The following is a 17036-nucleotide window of genomic DNA, read 5'->3' as shown; positions in this document are numbered from 1 at the left end:
CCCGCCGCTACCACGTTTTAACTGCACAACGACATCTACAACGGTTAAAATATACTTCTTTACTTCTTCAGGCGGCATACCAAGATCTGCTTGCATAACCATAAGCTTTAACTGCTCAATAGCCATAGCGGGACTATCAGCATGCAGTGTTGATATTGAACCGGGATGACCTGTATTAATAGCACGCAAAAAACTAAAAGCTTCCTTACCTCGCAGCTCACCTACTATAATCCTATCTGGTCTTAAACGCAAACAGGCCTCTATTAAATCTTGAGTAGTAACATTTGCACGCCCCTGTCCTCCTTTGGAAGCCAGTAAATGCACTCTGTTAGGATGGCTTGATAGTACAACCTCACGAGCATCTTCTACAGTAATTAATCTTTCTATTGCAGGTATTTCAGTGAGTGCCGCATTAGTAAAAGTAGTTTTACCGGTTGAAGTACCGCCGCTAATTATGATATTTTTCTTTGAAACAACTGCATGTCTAATAAATTCTTTAATCTTTTTTTCAGCTAAGAAATTATTTAAAATTACTGCATCTTCATCTACTAAACTCTCTGTTGCAGTATCATCAAATGCCCCCATTTTAGCATATTCATCTAAAGTTAGATTCATACCGCTAGGCTTTCTTATAGCATAAATGATTTGTCCTATCTCACAAGCAGGAGGAAATACTATTTGAATACGGTAGCCATTCGGCAAAGTTGCCGAAAGAAGCGGTTTTTCTTCTGAAATTATCTGTTCGGTAGATTGAGCGACTAAACGCCCTAATGCAAGTAGATGTTCGCTATCCAGTTCCGGTATTTGCTTAGAATATATATCGCCTTTTTTTTCAACCCATGCTTCTCCAGGCTTATTAACCATAATTTCGTTAATACCGTCTTCAGCAAATAAATTTTTAAAAGGAAGTAAAAACGTCTCTAAGGCTGCAAATTCTTCATTCATTTCATTACCTTCGATTTTAATAAAACGGCTTTTGGGAATTTATAATCCTTATTAACGTATATTCTAACCGGCGTACCTTGATTAACCGTTGTCGTCGGCTTAAACTGCTGCTGAGTTATCATATTTTGTACAACATTCGTCACATCCGTAAAAGCTTGAGTAGAAGCTTGTTGTGCTTGCGTCGGAGTTGATGCTATAGAGGTAGTAGTAAGCAAACTTGAAGCTGCCGTATTAACTGCCTGTACTAAGGTTTGAAGTCTCTGCTCAGCAGTATTCGCTGAAGAAGCAGTTTGTGCGGTTGTACATGCTTGAGTCATAGTAGTATAAGCAGTCGAAGTTTTATCAGTAATAGCAGCAAGTATATTAGTACAAATTGTAACTATCCTAGTATTTGCATCTATAGCGGTATTAGACGCAATAGTTTGAGCAGTATTTAACAATTGTGTTGCCGTAGCACTATTGGTAGCCGCTGCCTGAGAATCTATAGGAGGCGGCACTAACTTATCAAGGACTTTAGCAAGCCCTATATTAAAGCCGGATTGTAATACGGCATTTGCAAATTGTTCTTTATATTTATTATCAACTCTTCCTTGTAATCCCGGTCTACCTAAATTATCAACTGCAGGTGAGTCGAATTCTATAGTATAACCGTTAGTTAAATCGATTCTATCCCATATTATAGAAACTCTCCCGTAACTATCTGACGAAGTTGAGGTTGCATATTTACCGAATATTTTTGACCCTTTCGGTATCAATATAACTTTATCTTTCTCAGAAAATACGTCTCTACTAATAATGGCTCTTATTTCACCGCCGAGATCACTATTTATTACCGTCTCAAGGACTGCATCAATTAATTTACCGCGTCCGAGAACCAAAGACATATCACCGCGATTTTTAAAGGTCGCTTCTGCCGTAATCTGTTCCGGTGTTTTTTTAGGCTCTACACCACCAATTAACACTATAGCTGATTTTCTTTTGGCTTCACGACGTTGCTTCTCTGCATCGCTCTCAACTAACGTTCCTGAAGTCGAAGGCAACGAAACCGGCGGCAATGGAAGCGTTTTGTCTTTATTCTCTTCTACAGGAGTAGTAGGAGATAAGACCGGTGGAACTTTTACTACCGGAGGGGGAGGCAGTGGAGGAGCGGTGGGCGTCTCAAGCTTAGGCGGATCAGGTAACTTTGGAATCTCCGGAATATTATCATCAACCTCCGTAACGGGTTTTACAATATTACTCGGTATCTGAGTCTCCGGTATTTCTTCTTTTTCAGTACCGAAAAAAAGAGTATAAAAAATATATATAAAAATACCACAAATTACGACTACTATCGCAATACTCTTATTAAAGCTAACCGAAATTTTTGATAATTCTCTTTGTACTTCAGGAGAATCTGCTCCTGATAAAGAACCGGTATTATGATTGTTATTTTGCTCTTCAGCCATATCTAAATTATATTAGTTAAAGTGTTTTTATTGTCATTGTTGCGTGGATCAGTTTTCCCGTCATTGCGAGGAAAGCGCAGAGCAATTATACGTCCGTATCTTAGGAGTTTGTATTATTTCATGAGATTGCCACGCAGCCTACGGCTGCTCGCAATGACGTATCTACGCAGAAATGACATCGATTAAAATCTTGCCATGTAATTACTATTTTTCTTAGGGTAGTAAAATTTAATTACATATACTAAATCCCTTTCGTTACCCATCATAAGTTCCGTAGAAGCGATATCAAATTCATATATTCTTTTATTAGTTATAATAGTCATATTTGTACGAATATCTTTTTCAAGAGGCTTAATAAATAATCTATTTGCCAAAGGAGTTATTTTCCAAGCATAAGCATCCCCAAGAATTATATTTTGGATTTCTTCGTTTTTAGCAAATTCTATATGCGATTGAAAGCCAAAATGCAAAACTAATAAATAAACTTCATTTGGATTATATATATAAGTTTTTATCCTATTATCTTTAGTTATAGATAAATCATCTACATAATTATTACTACTATTACATGGATCATCTACAAGTGGACATTCTCGTTGTACTGTAAAACCGCTTAATAATATAAAAACTAAAAAATAAAATCTAACTATTGTCATCGTCTACCCTATATCCGTTAACTTGAAACCCTACCGGATTTACATCAAGTTCTGAATCTGTTAATTGCATAGGTACATAAGCATAACTTACTACCGCTATTTTATTATAAACTAATTGGTTTCCTGATGTTTCATTTACGGAAAATCTAACTATATATTTATCTGCTGCGATTTTTGACCATGATTTTATTACTACAAATGTAGTATTCTCTTCTTTATATTTTAAAGTAGGATCAAAATCTTTATTTCTTATATAGCCAAGATAATTGTAATAAACACTGCTTGTTGAAAATAATCTTATTGTCGTACGAGCTATCGTCGCAAAATCAACCGGATTATATGTTTCCCGTGCCGTTATGTATTTCTTTATAAAATACCTTGTAAGAGACTCATCCGCCGTTAACACCGGTGATGAAATAGGTTCTACCACCGAGGCACGTCCGGTATTACTATTAAGCTGAATAACAAAAGGATCAAACCGTTTAGATTTTACTACAAATGCTATTACTAAAGTTGATATAATCATAAAAATGGTTAGTAGTATTATTAATATGATAAGTAAGTTACGTTGAACAAGTAACTTATCATATCGCTCTTCATACCAATTCTGAGTAATTTTTAAAGGATTAGCCAATTTAATACTTTCGTGCGTTTGTGTATCTCCTGAACCGCTTTGCGAGTTATTACTTGATTTAAAGAAGCCAAATATATTATTCATATCAAAGGTATTTTTATTATTACATTGTTATTGTGTAAAACTAATTACTTTTATACTATATTTACTGAATTAACAGGTCTTCTTATACAAGGATTTATGCTTACACTCGAGCCATCATCTATATCAGCAGAAACGCACGGGCTTTTAATTTCATAGGGAGCTGAAGGGGTACATGACAACAATTGAGCAAGCATAATTAATACTAATAGAAGCTTTAATGATTTTAACATTCTAATTATACATTATTAAATTATCTTGTTACTATTTTAAAATTACCTTACTATACAATAGTTCACAAGCATTTTTTGCAAAAATCTATTTATAAATATAAAAAAATATTAAAAAGATTGTAAACTATCATACTCTGAAGTAAATCAAAGAGTAGTTATACGAAGTTCAGCTTGGGAGCAGAGCGTATACTTAATACGTGGCTACCTGCGGACTTATAAAGACATTATCACCAATTTTTCAAGTGGGACGAGTATAACATAATAACTACCATCAATAATTGTTATTGTATAATTTTAATTTATAATTTATTTATTTTAATTTTAAAGTTAAACAATATTTGGTATTGTAACAACAATATAAACTTATTTTATAGCTTAAATAACATTAAATTAACAAATCATAATCATATATTATAATAATTATGATAGAGTTAAAACAGAATAAAATTAGATATTAATCTATGGACCCATTAACCAACGCAATACAAGAATATATAAAATCCGGCGAATATTTTATTGATGCAAGAAAATGGTATAATTTTAAGTATATCTTACCGTTAAGTCATAGAAGTCTTCTGCTTTTAATATGCACGATTTTTACCTTATTATTAACCTTAATTTGTATAAATATCAACATATTGCTACCAATAAACAAAAAAGTAAGTTATTTAATAAAAGATGATGCCGAAAAACAAGCTGCCGTTACTAATACTAAACATTCAGCATTAGCAAATCCTTATATCGCTATTGCAAATATTATGCTTCAGAATTATGTAAACCAACGAGAAGAATACAATTACGATATATTAAAAGAACAATTTACCTTTATCAAAAATGCTTCTACAAGTATTGTTTATATGCAATTTGCTAATTTTATGAATATTGATAACCCATTATCACCGGTCATAAGATATCAAAAACTATATAGACGCTCAATTAATATATTATCAATTAACAATATAAACGATAACGAGGCAATTGTTACTTTTGAATCATTGGCAAAAAATAGTACGGGTGCAATTTTAGAAAATATGGTATGGGAAGCAAGAATCGGATTTATAATGGATTCTATCAGTACAAGTACATCACCTGATATGCCGTTCAATTTTACCGTTACTAGTTACAAGCTAAAGTTATTAAGGAATAAAAATCAGAAATAATATGAAGCAACTAATAATATTTTGTACTTTTATAATACTTACATTAGATGTATTTGCTCTTACTATATCACGACCTCTAGGTCGAGACCCACGTCTAAGAGTTATGACTTATAACCCTGACGATGTTTTCAAATTCACAGGATATTACGGCTATCAAGCAAGCATAGAACTAGCAAGAGACGAGGAAATAGTAAGTATTTCTATGGGAGATACTACTTCATGGCAAATAGTACCTGCCGGTCATAGGATTTTTATTAAACCGATGGAACCGGATGCTACTACTAATATGACTTTAATTACTAATAAACGGACTTACTTCTTTGAACTATATGCCGCCGAAACTCTTGATATGCGTGATCCTGAAATGGTCTTTAACGTAAAGTTTCTTTATCCGGATGACGAAAATGACAATATGAGCGGTCATATGCAAACTTTTTCTGCTGCCCTAGCAAGTCCCGACCTGACTCATCCTGAAAAATATAACTTTAATTACTATATTAGCGGCAGCGAAGAAATAGCTCCTATTAAAATTTTTGATGACGGCGAGTTTACTTATCTGCAATTTAGAGATAAAAACGCTGAAATTTCCGGTATTTTTGCTGTAGATGATTCACTTCGAGAATCTTTAGTAAATTATCGCCTTGCTCAAGATAATCCTAATATGGTGATCCTTGAACAGGTTTTTCCTAAGCTCGCTATACGTAAGGGCAAAAAAATCACATGCGTATTTAATCAGTCTTTCAAAGCGTATTAATGTCTACCAACGTCATTGCGAGCGACTAAAAGGAGCGTAACAATGACGATGAAACTGATTCACGTAACAATGCTTTTCTTACAATAACAATATAATTATGCATCATTTAATATATTTCTTTGCCTTGATCTTACTAACTAGCGGCTTATTTATAATGCTTACAAGTCGTAATTATATTCATAAAATTATCGGGCTTGGAATCTTTCAAAGTTTGGTGTTAGTATTTTATTTAAGTATCGGAAAAATTAAAACAGGCGGTGTACCTATTTTACAAGAGGGCGTCACTACTTACACTAGCCCTTTGCCTCATGTATTAATGCTAACTGCTATAGTAGTTGGGTTTGCTAATCTTAGCGTAGCTTTAAGTTTAATATATCAAATTTATAAACATTTTGGTACAATATCAGAAAATGAAATTAATTTTGATAAATGATTCTAGCTAACCATATCCCTATCATACAAATATTATTCCCTTTATTCGGGGCTTTACTCTCAATAATATCTTTTCGCTTTATTACCTTTGCACGAATAATTACTACGATTTGCATTTTATCTAGCCTTTTGGTCAGTGTTTATGGATATAGCATTATACAAAATACGGAGCTATCTTACACCATGGGAGGATGGACTTCAAAAATAGGAATAGAATATCGGCTAAATGCACTAAACCAAGCTATTATTATTTATCTTAACTTGGTTTTATTATTCTTTTTAGTTTTTTGTCATAAGATTACTAATCAAACTATCTTAAAATATATAAACAATAATAGAAAATCTTTATTTTACGGTATATTATTATTCGCTCATACGGGCTATTTAGGGATGATTGCTACTCACGATTTTTTTAATCTATATATATTTATAGAGATTTCGACACTTAGTAGCTATGTCCTGATAGCCTCAGGTAATAATCCAAAATCTTTAATCGGAGCTTTTGATTATTTGATAATAGGTAGTATCGGTGCAACTCTTATTCTTATATCTATAGGATTTTTGCTAAACATTACGGGTAGTTTGAATATGGCAGAAATTGCAGCTTATTTACAAGAACATACTAATTCCCGTATAATCACTATAGCTATCGGTTTTTTCTTAATAGGTGCTATTTTAAAAACAGCTTTTTTCCCTATGCATTTTTGGATGATGAGAGCTTATAATAACACGGCTTCAGTTATTTTAGTATATTTAGCAGGGATTTCTACTATAATAGGAATATATATAATATATAAATTTACTTATATTATTATAGGCTATGAGACAATTAAAACGGCTATTACAAATTTTATAAAACCTATCGCTTTAGCTACTCTTATTATAGCCCCGTATTTTGCTTACCAAGCAAAAGATTTCAAGAATATTATAATTTATTCATGTTTCACTCAAATAGGTTACGTATTTTTATTATACGTAACCGAAAACGGTATAATAGTTTTACCAAGTTTATTACTTGCGGATAGTATAAATAAAATAGCTCTTTTCTTGATAGATGCTTATAATGAAAGCTATAAAAGAGGGCCTAACAAAGTTTTAATAATAATTGCTATTATTTGCAGCTGTGGCTTACCTATCAGTCCATTATTTTTTATCAAAGTAAATATTCTTGAATTATTATTAACACAAAATCTAATAGTAGATTTTATTATAATTTTACTTAGCTCCGTAGGATCGTTATTTTACCATTATAAAATGGTACTATTGTCATTCCCGCGAAGGCGGGAATCCAGTAATTAAAAAATATAAACACAGTAAGTTTTTAAAACTAAAAGCACGATTTATCTCGCTTTTTCTGGATTCCCACTTTTAGCTAGGCATGACATAGAAAGCCATACAGGTAATGCTCTAACCATACTATCAAAAAAAGTATAACAGCTTATCATGATTACACAATTTACTACTCCGAGTCTTCTGATTCTATCAACTTTGCTAGTTGGTGCATTAAACTTAACTAGCCCGTATGCCACTCAAAAAGATAGCTTTATACGTAATTTTTTACTTATTACTATCGCTATTTTTTTCTTCGGTAATATTTTAATTATAGACTGGTTGTTTTTAAAAGGTATTAGAGCAGGATTTGAATTTAATATATTCGGTAATTACTCTATAGGATTCCATCTTGAACCTTTAGGGCTTATTTTCTTAAGCTTAATAGGCTTTTTATGGATTTGTGCTTTACTTTACACTCCTAAATATCTTGCTATTAATAATATAGACTATTCTTCTAGATTCTTATTTTTCTTTAACTTAACTATTCTAATCGGTGTTTTAATTGCTTTATCTAGCAACTTATTCACGATGTTTATTTGCTATGAGCTTTTAACTATTTCTACAGCTTTTTTAATAGGACATACCAAAAATAATATAGTACTTAGCGGGTTATATAAATATCTAAAAATTCTGATGATTTCTGCCACAATATTATTTTTACCGGCAGTTATAATTGTTTATACTAAAGCCGGTAACGGAGATTTTGCAATTGGGAGTTTAGTAGAAAATTATTTTTCCAAAAACCAGTCAATTATTTTATTGTTAATGTTTATTTGCGGTATTGCTAAAACTGCAATTTTTCCAGTGCATTCATGGCTTCCTGCTGCAATGGTTGCACATTACCCCATTAGTAGTTTGCTGCATGCCGTAATAGTGGTTAAAACCGGATTATTTTGTATTTACAAAATCCTATTATATATATTCGGTTTATCGTATTTACAAATGATATTTGCCGAGTTTAACTGGTTAATTTTTATACCGATAGTAAGCATATTTTATAGCTCAATCAAAGCCCTAGACACAGATAATATCAAAAAAATACTCGCCTACTCCACTATGAACCAATTAAGCCTTGCATTGCTTAGTGCTTTCATGTTAACACCTAAGGCACTTGGAGCCGCAATACTCCATTTAGTTTCACATTCTTTTACAAAAATCTGCTTATTTTATAGTATGGGAAGTATTTACAGTTTAAAGAAAGCTGATCAAGTACAGAATTTACATGGTACATCCAAAGAATTTCCTTTAATTTCTTTTATTATATCTATCTCTTCATTATCATTAATCGGTATACCTATCTTTAGCGGATTTATTAGCAAATTCTCAATATTACTTGCCGCAAGCGAACAGAATCAAATCATTGTTATGATTGTCGTAATAGCTAGTAGTATATTCTCAAGCCTTTACCTGCTCAAAATATTAAGCTCTATTTATAAACCTTCTTTAGTAGAATCTAGCGTAACAAAACCACTCCCCTACTCTATGCAAATTAGTATAATAATGTGCTGCTGTGCCGTAACGCTTTTCTATTTTATTCAAATCTTAATCAGAGAATTTTTAGCTTATATTACATAAACATATTTACATAATTTACACATAATCATATAATATGTATACCGCAGATACTTCAAAAGTTGTAAGTCAAATAAGCAGTGCGCCTGCACAGCGTACAATATAGTACGTGAGCACAGGCAAATCCCGAAATTTGACGTACCAAATCTTGAAGTATCAAAGGTATAAATATGGTAATTATTTTTGAGTACAAATATGGCACAAATTATTAGAGCAACAGAATTTGTACGATCTTTTTCAGATATTATGAATAGAGTTTACTATAAAGGCGAAAGCTTTGACGTTCAAAAAGGTAATCATATCGTAGCAAGGATTACGCCTGCAGAAATCAAGCCTTCTGTAGCAGTAAGAGACTTAGAGGAAGCTTTTAAAAATGGTCCACATCTTGATCTTGAAGATGCTGATCAATTCATGAAAAATCTTGAAGAAATAAGACGCAATACTAAACAAGATATTAAAAAATTGGTTGAAAGATGGGATTAATTATTGATACTGCTATAATCATAGCTTTAGAAAGAGGCAAGGTAAGTACTAAGCAATGGTCACATTACGGTCAGGCTTATATTAGTCCTATTGTGTTAACTGAACTATTAATAGGAGTAGATAGAGTCAAGAATGAGAATAAACGTATAAAATTTTTAGCTTTTATAGAATACGTAAAAAGTCTGTTTACTATATTACCGTTCGGTATTGAATAAGTATATACATATGCACGTATTATTCATGATTCATACACACAACGTATAACTATAGGAACTCATGATATGCTTATTGCAGCAACGGCTATTACAAAAGGTTTTCCGATATTAACTCTAAATGTAAAAGACTTTAAAAGAATCCAGGGACTAGAGGTTTTAACAGTTTCTTCTAAAGATTAAAATGTTTATTCAAAATACCAAGTGTACATTTCCGCTTACTAATTTTGAGCTTATGTTTGATTTTCACCCACAAAATCAGCTAATAGCTCTAGCATTTCTAATTGTTACTGCTATCTTAAATCTTTATACAATTTCCCAAAATAGAAAATTAGAATGCTTAATAGGTAGTTTATACTGTTTATCCTCTATTATATGCGTATTTGCAGCTGATTTTATTTCCATGATAATCTCGCTTGAATTCATGACGATTTTTGCCTGCATAATTATTTTTTGTGACCAATTAAAGATAAAACCGGCACGTCAATATTTCCTCACTCATTTATTCAGCAGCGGGCTAATCTTAATCGGTATGACTCTTCTAATCCAAACAACAAGTAATACGACTTTTACTTCTTTAACGGAATCAGTAAATAATTTTGAGTTACCGGCAATATTCATACTTGCAGGTTGTTTAATTAATGCCTCGGCTATTTTTGTAAACGGCTGGGTGGTTCATTGCTATCCTATAGCTTCAAGTAGCGGTATTGTATATTTAATTAGTTTTACTACTAAAGTTACTTTAATTATCATTTTAAAATTATTTAGTGGTCTTGAGACATTAAAGTTTTTTGGGATATCAATGATCATTTACGGATTAGTATTTGCTCTAATTGAAAAAAAACTTAAACGATTAATATGTTATCTTACCGTATCACAGCTTGGTTTTATATTAACGGCTATTAGCATAAACTCTCCAAATATAGCTTATCTTATTACAAGCTTTATATTCATACATATATTATATAACGGATTATTTGCTTTATATTTCGCTTATATAGAAGATGAGTATGATATTAAAAATTACCAAGATCTTCAGAATACTCAAATTAATTTTATTTTATTAAGCGGATTTGTTATTAGTATATTGATCTATACATCTATACTGCCTATTAGTTCTTCTTATATTAAAGATGAAATAGCTAATATTTTAAACGAGAATAGTGTAATGCTATTTTCCAAGATAGCGACTTGTACCGTATTATTTGGGTTGTTGATGGAGAGTTCTAAGTCATTCCCGTCTCTCTTTATGTTATTCCTGCGAAAGCAGGAATCCAGTAAAGACCTTAAAAATAAAAGCTTTATAATATTTCTGGATTCCCGCTTCCGCGGGAATGACATAAGAACTATAACCTACCTCTCTTTCTGCATCATAACTTTATGCATATGTTTATTCTACCCTATTCAAATATCACATACTGCTAACTTTAAGCTAGTTATCCTTGCAATCTCACTGTTATTGGCTTTAATATTTAGAAAAATACCACGCATTTCGACAGAAAACATAAACCTTGACCTATACCAATATATTGAAAAATTTATATATTTCAGTATCGATAAATATAAAGAAACGGCAGACAATAACGAAGATGCGGCAGAATATCTTAATTTTAAGGTTATTTGGGATAATATTTTAAGTAAAATATCTGCTTGGCATAATCAGCAAACTGCTGTATTGATTGTATTATTCCTATTAATTAGTTTGATTTTAACACTACAATAATTCGATGTCATTGTTGTATAGATACTAAAATCGTCATTGCGAAAAGAAACTGTAAGTTTCGACGAAGCAATCCAGTAAAAAATTCTGATTACAGAATTTTTTTATTATTTTACTAGATTGCCGCGTCGCCTACAGCTCCTCGCAATGATGACTTTAGGCATAACAACACAAAAAAATAAAAAACATGAAACCACCAATGATAGACAAACAAAATTACAGCTTTGAAGTTCACGGAGCAACAATAAACGATGATTATCACTGGCTGCGTGATCCTAAGTGGCCAAATGTAGAAGACTCTCAAATTTTAGATTATTTAAAAGCTGAGAATCAATATACCGAAAATTTCTTTGCCGATCTGCAAAATGATAAGGAAAAGATTTTTGAAGAATTAAAAGGACGGGTTAAATTAGATGATGAATCGGTTTATGTTAAGAACAAAGATTATTACTATTACCATAGAGTAGAGGAGAATAAAAATTATCCGATATATTGCAGAAAGCATAATAATATGGATTCAGCGGAAGAAGTAATATTAGATGTCAACCTTCTTGCTCCAGATAGCGGTTTTACTGATGTTGCTACAGTTGCAATGTCACCTGATCACAATTTAATGGCTTATAGTGTTAATTTTACAGGTAATGAACAATACAATATCAAAATATACAACCTTAAAGAACAAAAATACTTACCTGATGAATTAGGCAATGTACAGCTAAATCTCGATCGCTTCAGACAAGATGAATTTCAGGAAGAACCTGCGGAACGTACAAATGTACGTGAGCATAGGCGAATGCCGCAAAATTCGCTTGTATCAAGCAATCGAGATTTAGCTGTAGCTCCTACTATAATTTGGCATGAACACTTAAACGGCTTTTTCTATATTACTATTAATGAGAATCAACGCTGGGATAAGGTAATGTTTCACCGTCTAGGTGAAGAGGTCACTCAGGATAAATTAATATTCGAGGTAAAAAACCCTCTTCATTTTATCAACTGCAAAAAATCAGCAAGTCATGAATATATTTTTATAAATTCAGGCGATCATAATGAAAATGAAATTTACGTAATTTCTATGCAGGATGATAGTTTTATGCCTAAATTAGTACGAGCTGCAGAAAACAAAATATTCTATGAAATAGAATATAATGGCGATTATTTTTATATTAAAACTAATTATAAAGCTAAAAATTTCCATGTTATAAAACTGCCGGTAAATAATTTTGAAAATACTAGCTGGGATGATTGGGATAATATTTATATTAAGGAAGAACAAGACAAATATTTAAAAAGCTTTAATGTTACAAATAATTATTTAATCTTAAACTATCGTGACCAAGGTTTACCGCTAATTAAAATAAAGCGATTTAAAGATTTACAAGAAAACACAATTCATTTTCCCGACGAAAGTTTCCAAGCAAGTAGTTTTTCTACAAACTTTGAGGAAGACGATATCAGAATAGATTACTCTTCTCTAGCAAAACCCAATACCACTTATAGCTACGATTTTAATAGCGATAAATTAACGATATTAAAGAGCCACGCAATACCTTCAGGCTTTAACCCGGAGGAGTATAAAGTAGAGAGAATATTTGCAGATAATGAAGATGTAAAAGTACCTATAACCTTGTTTTATAAAAAATCTTTATTTAAAAAAGACGGTTCAAATCCTTTATATCTAATGGGTTACGGTGCTTATGGCATCGCTATGCCCGTCAATTTTAGAAATACAGCAGTGACACTTGCCGATCACGGTTTTATTTACGCAGTTGCTCATATTAGAGGTGGCGATGATCTAGGTCATAATTGGTATGAAGCTGCTAAGTTTTTAACCAAAAAAAGAACATTTGAAGACTTCATAGCCTGTAGTAGAGCTTTAATTAACGAGCAATATACAAGTAACAACAATATAGCAATAATGGGCGGTAGTGCCGGCGGTATGTTAATCGGTTACGTACTCAACGAAAAACCGGAAATCTATAGAGCAGCAATCGCGCATGTACCGTTTGTTGATGTTTTGAGTACCATGCTTGACGAAAGCTTACCGTTAACTCTCTTGGAATATAATGAGTGGGGTAATCCGAAAGAGAAAGAATATTTTGAATATATTAAATCATATTCCCCTTATGATAACGTAAAAGCACAAAACTACCCTGCTCTATTCGTTACTTGCGGTATATCCGACCCACGTGTAGGTTACTGGGAACCTGCTAAATGGGTAGCAAAATTACGAGAACTAAAAATGGACAATAATCCCTTATTATTAAAAACAAATATGGATACAGGACATAAAGGTTCTGCCGGTCGTTTTGATTATCTGAAAGAGATAGCTGACGAATTAGTATTTATTTTTAAGGTGTTTGATGTTGGGGTTTAGTTAGCAGATTTGTTGCTGGAATCCTGTTATGTCATTCCTGCGAAAGCAGGAATGACATACAACACCTCTACTGAATACAAAAACAATGCATAAAAATTATCTAGAACAATTACAAAAATTACCGATTACTTTAATTTTACTAATTAGCTTAATTTGCTGTATTGGTTTCATTGTGCTTTATTCTGCAGCAAATAGCAATTTGCAACCCTGGGCTTACAAACAAATTATAAATTTTTGTATATTCTTGCCTTTAGCTATTATTATTGCATTAATTGATTTACGCATAATATTTAGGTTATCGCATATCTTTTATTTGTGCGTACTCGCTTTACTAGTAGCCGTGGAGCTTTTCGGCTCAACTGCCATGGGCGGTAAAAGATGGATTGATATCGGCATAGTTAAGCTTCAACCTTCCGAACCGATAAAAATCGCCGTTGTACTAATGCTTGCTAGATATTTCCATTCACTAACAATTGATGATCTTACAAAATTTTATAAAGTTATTATACCGATTATAGGAGTTTTAATACCGGCTTTTCTAATAATTAGAGAACCGGATTTAGGTACGGGAATGATTGTTTTAATTGTTTCAGCAATTATATTTTTTGCGGCAGGTTTTAGAATAAAATATTTTATAATACTAGGTCTTGCTGCTCTTATTAGCCTACCTATTGCTTGGAATATGATGTATGATTATCAAAAAAAACGGGTAATGGTTTTTTTAGATCCCGAACATGATCCACTCGGTGCTAGTTATAATATTATTCAGTCTAAAATCGCTATAGGTTCAGGTAGCCTATTTGGACGCGGTTTAAATCAAGGTAGCCAAAGCCATTTGGATTTTCTTCCCGAACATCAAACTGACTTTATCTTTGCTACCTTCGCTGAAGAGTTCGGCTTTATAGGAGGAATGTTTTTACTAATATTATATTTTGCACTTATAACTATTTCTTTATTAATTGCCGCAAATTGCCGAGAGATTTTTAGTAAATTAATGGTAATAGGTATTACTTCAATCTTATTTAGTCACGTATTTATTAATATAGCTATGGTTATGGGCTTGCTTCCCGTAGTAGGCGTACCGCTGCCATTTATTTCTTACGGCGGAACAATGATCGCATCCATGCTAATCGGCTTTGGGCTTGTGATGAATGCTCAGGTACACGGACATACCGCTTTAAACTAGTGCAATTATATTTACAAAATGGATAACATAGATTAATAATAAGTTGCACTTCACTTTCTGATTTTCGTATAAAGCGCAATTTCCTATTGACTTTTATATAAAACAGTATAGATTTCTTTACAATTTAATTTTTTATAAAGAATTTATGCTCGAAAGCACAAACAAGTTTAAATAGAGAACAAAAACAAGCATGAGGTATTTTGTCTATTGGAACTTTTCTTGAATATTTTGATTTATATTTATATGTACATATGGCAGTGCTTCTCAACGAGCTTTTCCTCAAGCTGATCCTCAGACTGCTCTAATCTATGAAGCAGCCGCATTATGTTCAACATATGTATTTAGACTGATAGGAGCATTAATCTTTGGTTGGCTTGGTGATAATATAGGAAGAAAATCAACTATAATAATAACTACTTTGCTTATGGCTATAGCTTGTTTTATTATGGCAAATCTTCAACTTATGATGAAATAGAAATTGTAGCTACATGGGTTATGATAACATGCCATATGGCACAAGGCATATCCTCAATGGGAAAAGTAATAGGAGCAGATGTATATTTAACTGAATTTATTAAACCACCTGTACAATATCCAACTGTAGCAACTTTAGATAGTTTTTGTATATTAGGTGGTTTTGGAGCATTATGCTTATCTTCTTTAGTTACTTCATTTGGTTTTAGTTGGCGTATAGCTTTTTTAATCGGTGCTGGAATCGCTATAGTAGGAGTCATCGGGAGAACTTCGCTTAGAGAGACACCGGAGTTTGTGGATGCTAAACGATATTTAAGAAAAACTTTAGAACAAGCTAATATTGATCCTAAGAAGATAAAAGTAATATAGCGTTTTTTTATTAGATTGTGCAGATCCTATAGCATTTTATGTATCATATATTTATTGTGCTAATATATTAAAAAATACTTTTAATTATAGCCCTGCAGAAATTACTCATCAGAATTTATTTGTAGCACAGTTTAATTAATTGTTGTTTTATTTCATGTGCCTCTATATACATAGCAATTTTTACAAAACTAATTAAACTTTCCTCATTTTTTCAGGTGATTTAGCACCTAAAGTTTGTAAATTATGCATTCTGTCAAAGAACTTTATTAATACTGTATCATATCTTTTTTGTCTAACTAGCAAATTCAGACTTTCCTCACTACTTATTTTTCCGTAAGGTTTTATTCTAGTTAAACCCTCTACGTGATTTGCTACTTCCAGTCCAAAAATTGTAGTTATTACTTCTTCAGTCAGTTCTGTATCTTCAATAGTATCATGCAGTAAAGCAGCTTGCAGCATAATAGCATTATAAAGCTTAGGAGATTCTCCGGCTACAAACTCTGCGAGCATAATCGCTACTTCAATCGGGTGAGAATAATAAGGATCGCCTGATTGACGCATTTGTAAGCCGTGATACTTGCGAGCGTAGTAGATACCTTTTTTAACTTCTTCTATATCAACAGGATTTTTTACTTTAGCGTTTAAATATTCGATGTTGTCTAATAGTTTTTTAGCGTAAACGCAAGTTTCAAACTTTTCTTTCCAAGAGCTTAAATCTTCCATAAAAGTCATTGCTTATTTTTATTAATAATAGTTGATTACAATTAAAACAAAAATTAAAATTGCAATAATAAGTAGCTTCTTAATTCTAAAGAAGCATAATAATTTTAACCTTTTGGTACTTAAGCAACTTCATTATGTTTTATTAGTGCTGTTATTGCTTATCCCGTATAAAGCTTATCTGCCAAAAACTTTCTTCTTTATATTATCTTCTTCTAAAAAATATATCACTTTTTTCATTCAATATATCA

General features: G+C 32.1%; 18 protein-coding genes and 2 pseudogenes. 14 read left to right on the top strand and 6 right to left on the bottom strand.

Features of this window, described 5'->3' with window-relative positions:
• The 5 genes from virB11 to RGRA_RS0102680 all read right to left on the bottom strand — a co-directional run.
• On the bottom strand, positions 1-945 hold a 945-nt coding region (virB11, locus tag RGRA_RS0102700), incomplete at its 3' end, for a P-type DNA transfer ATPase VirB11 (protein ID WP_024547252.1).
• On the bottom strand, positions 942-2390 hold the full coding sequence (locus RGRA_RS0102695; protein WP_017443178.1) for a TraB/TrbI/VirB10 family type IV secretion system protein: 1449 nt from the start codon (positions 2388-2390) through the stop codon (positions 942-944). The genes RGRA_RS0102695 and virB11, both read right to left, overlap by 4 nt.
• A 182-nt stretch (positions 2391-2572) precedes the next feature.
• Positions 2573-3046 (bottom strand): TrbG/VirB9 family P-type conjugative transfer protein, encoded by a 474-nt coding sequence (locus tag RGRA_RS0102690; RefSeq protein ID WP_017443177.1) that lies wholly within the window; start codon positions 3044-3046, stop codon positions 2573-2575.
• Positions 3033-3764, bottom strand: a complete 732-nt coding sequence (locus RGRA_RS0102685; RefSeq protein ID WP_017443176.1) for a VirB8 family type IV secretion system protein — start codon at positions 3762-3764, stop codon at positions 3033-3035. Before RGRA_RS0102685 ends, RGRA_RS0102690 begins: the two co-directional genes overlap by 14 nt.
• A 50-nt stretch (positions 3765-3814) precedes the next feature.
• A complete protein-coding gene (locus tag RGRA_RS0102680) occupies positions 3815-3994 on the bottom strand; it encodes a DUF2706 domain-containing protein (RefSeq protein ID WP_017443175.1) in 180 nt (59 codons plus the stop codon).
• Positions 3995-4455: 461 nt separating this feature from the next.
• Between RGRA_RS0102680 and RGRA_RS0102675 the strand changes: the two genes are divergently transcribed.
• From RGRA_RS0102675 to RGRA_RS0102620, 13 genes and pseudogenes are all read left to right on the top strand, one after another.
• Positions 4456-5154, top strand: coding sequence for a VirB8 family type IV secretion system protein (locus RGRA_RS0102675; RefSeq protein WP_017443174.1), 699 nt, complete (start codon positions 4456-4458; stop codon positions 5152-5154).
• A 1-nt stretch (position 5155) separates the two neighbouring features.
• Positions 5156-5908, top strand: a complete 753-nt coding sequence (gene virB9 / locus RGRA_RS0102670; RefSeq protein ID WP_017443173.1) for a P-type conjugative transfer protein VirB9 — start codon at positions 5156-5158, stop codon at positions 5906-5908.
• Positions 5909-6005: 97 nt separating this feature from the next.
• Positions 6006-6341 carry a Na+/H+ antiporter subunit C gene (locus RGRA_RS0102665; protein ID WP_017443172.1) on the top strand — a complete coding sequence of 112 codons (336 nt, stop codon included), beginning with the start codon at positions 6006-6008 and terminating at the stop codon, positions 6339-6341.
• Complete coding sequence (locus tag RGRA_RS0102660; protein WP_024547251.1) at positions 6338-7639, top strand: proton-conducting transporter transmembrane domain-containing protein; 1302 nt, start codon at positions 6338-6340, stop codon at positions 7637-7639. Before RGRA_RS0102665 ends, RGRA_RS0102660 begins: the two co-directional genes overlap by 4 nt.
• Positions 7640-7783: 144 nt before the next feature.
• Positions 7784-9247: a proton-conducting transporter transmembrane domain-containing protein gene (locus tag RGRA_RS0102655; RefSeq protein WP_017443194.1), complete on the top strand. Its 1464-nt coding sequence runs from the start codon at positions 7784-7786 to the stop codon at positions 9245-9247.
• A 31-nt stretch (positions 9248-9278) separates the two neighbouring features.
• A pseudogene (locus RGRA_RS10300) lies at positions 9279-9409 on the top strand (palindromic element RPE5 domain-containing protein); the annotation flags it as partial.
• Between the two features lie 30 nt (positions 9410-9439).
• Positions 9440-9727, top strand: coding sequence for a type II toxin-antitoxin system antitoxin VapB (gene vapB / locus RGRA_RS0102650; protein ID WP_017443193.1), 288 nt, complete (start codon positions 9440-9442; stop codon positions 9725-9727).
• A pseudogene (gene vapC / locus RGRA_RS11385) lies at positions 9718-10122 on the top strand (ribonuclease VapC). The gene vapB and the pseudogene vapC overlap by 10 nt, the downstream one beginning before the upstream one ends.
• A 1-nt stretch (position 10123) precedes the next feature.
• A complete protein-coding gene (locus RGRA_RS0102635) occupies positions 10124-11662 on the top strand; it encodes a proton-conducting transporter transmembrane domain-containing protein (protein ID WP_017443192.1) in 1539 nt (512 codons plus the stop codon).
• Between the two features lie 184 nt (positions 11663-11846).
• A complete protein-coding gene (locus RGRA_RS0102630) occupies positions 11847-14036 on the top strand; it encodes a prolyl oligopeptidase family serine peptidase (RefSeq protein WP_017443191.1) in 2190 nt (729 codons plus the stop codon).
• Between the two features lie 85 nt (positions 14037-14121).
• Complete coding sequence (gene rodA / locus RGRA_RS0102625; RefSeq protein WP_017443190.1) at positions 14122-15222, top strand: rod shape-determining protein RodA; 1101 nt, start codon at positions 14122-14124, stop codon at positions 15220-15222.
• A 235-nt stretch (positions 15223-15457) separates the two neighbouring features.
• Positions 15458-15697, top strand: a complete 240-nt coding sequence (locus tag RGRA_RS14255) for an MFS transporter (RefSeq protein WP_330216859.1) — start codon at positions 15458-15460, stop codon at positions 15695-15697.
• A 20-nt stretch (positions 15698-15717) separates the two neighbouring features.
• Positions 15718-16065, top strand: a complete 348-nt coding sequence (locus RGRA_RS0102620) for an MFS transporter (protein ID WP_269077346.1) — start codon at positions 15718-15720, stop codon at positions 16063-16065.
• Positions 16066-16257: 192 nt separating this feature from the next.
• Here RGRA_RS0102620 and RGRA_RS0102615 read toward each other — a convergent pair whose 3' ends face one another.
• Entirely contained in the window at positions 16258-16788 is a 531-nt protein-coding gene (locus RGRA_RS0102615; RefSeq protein ID WP_017443188.1) for an HD domain-containing protein, read from the bottom strand.
• A gap of 31 nt (positions 16789-16819) precedes the next feature.
• Between RGRA_RS0102615 and RGRA_RS13205 the strand changes: the two genes are divergently transcribed.
• The coding region (locus tag RGRA_RS13205; RefSeq protein ID WP_236609766.1) for a hypothetical protein at positions 16820-17036 on the top strand (217 nt) is incomplete at its 3' end.

The organism is Rickettsia gravesii BWI-1 (assembly GCF_000485845.1).
Lineage (GTDB): Bacteria > Pseudomonadota > Alphaproteobacteria > Rickettsiales > Rickettsiaceae > Rickettsia > Rickettsia rickettsii.
The sequence above is the reverse complement of the archived record's forward strand: the minus strand, read 5'-3'. Positions and strand labels throughout refer to the sequence as shown.

Bases quoted from the DNA above. Each gene is read 5' to 3' on its own strand.
- RGRA_RS0102620 (WP_269077346.1), top strand. From the start codon at position 15,718: ATGATAACATGCCATATGGCACAAGGCATATCCTCAATGGGAAAAGTA.
- RGRA_RS0102615 (WP_017443188.1), bottom strand. From the start codon at position 16,788: ATGGAAGATTTAAGCTCTTGGAAAGAAAAGTTTGAAACTTGCGTTTAC.
- vapB (WP_017443193.1), top strand. From the start codon at position 9,440: ATGGCACAAATTATTAGAGCAACAGAATTTGTACGATCTTTTTCAGAT.
- RGRA_RS0102630 (WP_017443191.1), top strand. From the start codon at position 11,847: ATGAAACCACCAATGATAGACAAACAAAATTACAGCTTTGAAGTTCAC.
- RGRA_RS0102665 (WP_017443172.1), top strand. From the start codon at position 6,006: ATGCATCATTTAATATATTTCTTTGCCTTGATCTTACTAACTAGCGGC.
- rodA (WP_017443190.1), top strand. From the start codon at position 14,122: ATGCATAAAAATTATCTAGAACAATTACAAAAATTACCGATTACTTTA.
- RGRA_RS0102685 (WP_017443176.1), bottom strand. From the start codon at position 3,764: ATGAATAATATATTTGGCTTCTTTAAATCAAGTAATAACTCGCAAAGC.
- RGRA_RS0102695 (WP_017443178.1), bottom strand. From the start codon at position 2,390: ATGGCTGAAGAGCAAAATAACAATCATAATACCGGTTCTTTATCAGGA.
- RGRA_RS0102690 (WP_017443177.1), bottom strand. From the start codon at position 3,046: ATGACAATAGTTAGATTTTATTTTTTAGTTTTTATATTATTAAGCGGT.
- RGRA_RS0102655 (WP_017443194.1), top strand. From the start codon at position 7,784: ATGATTACACAATTTACTACTCCGAGTCTTCTGATTCTATCAACTTTG.
- RGRA_RS0102660 (WP_024547251.1), top strand. From the start codon at position 6,338: ATGATTCTAGCTAACCATATCCCTATCATACAAATATTATTCCCTTTA.
- RGRA_RS0102680 (WP_017443175.1), bottom strand. From the start codon at position 3,994: ATGTTAAAATCATTAAAGCTTCTATTAGTATTAATTATGCTTGCTCAA.
- RGRA_RS0102635 (WP_017443192.1), top strand. From the start codon at position 10,124: ATGTTTATTCAAAATACCAAGTGTACATTTCCGCTTACTAATTTTGAG.
- RGRA_RS0102675 (WP_017443174.1), top strand. From the start codon at position 4,456: ATGGACCCATTAACCAACGCAATACAAGAATATATAAAATCCGGCGAA.
- virB9 (WP_017443173.1), top strand. From the start codon at position 5,156: ATGAAGCAACTAATAATATTTTGTACTTTTATAATACTTACATTAGAT.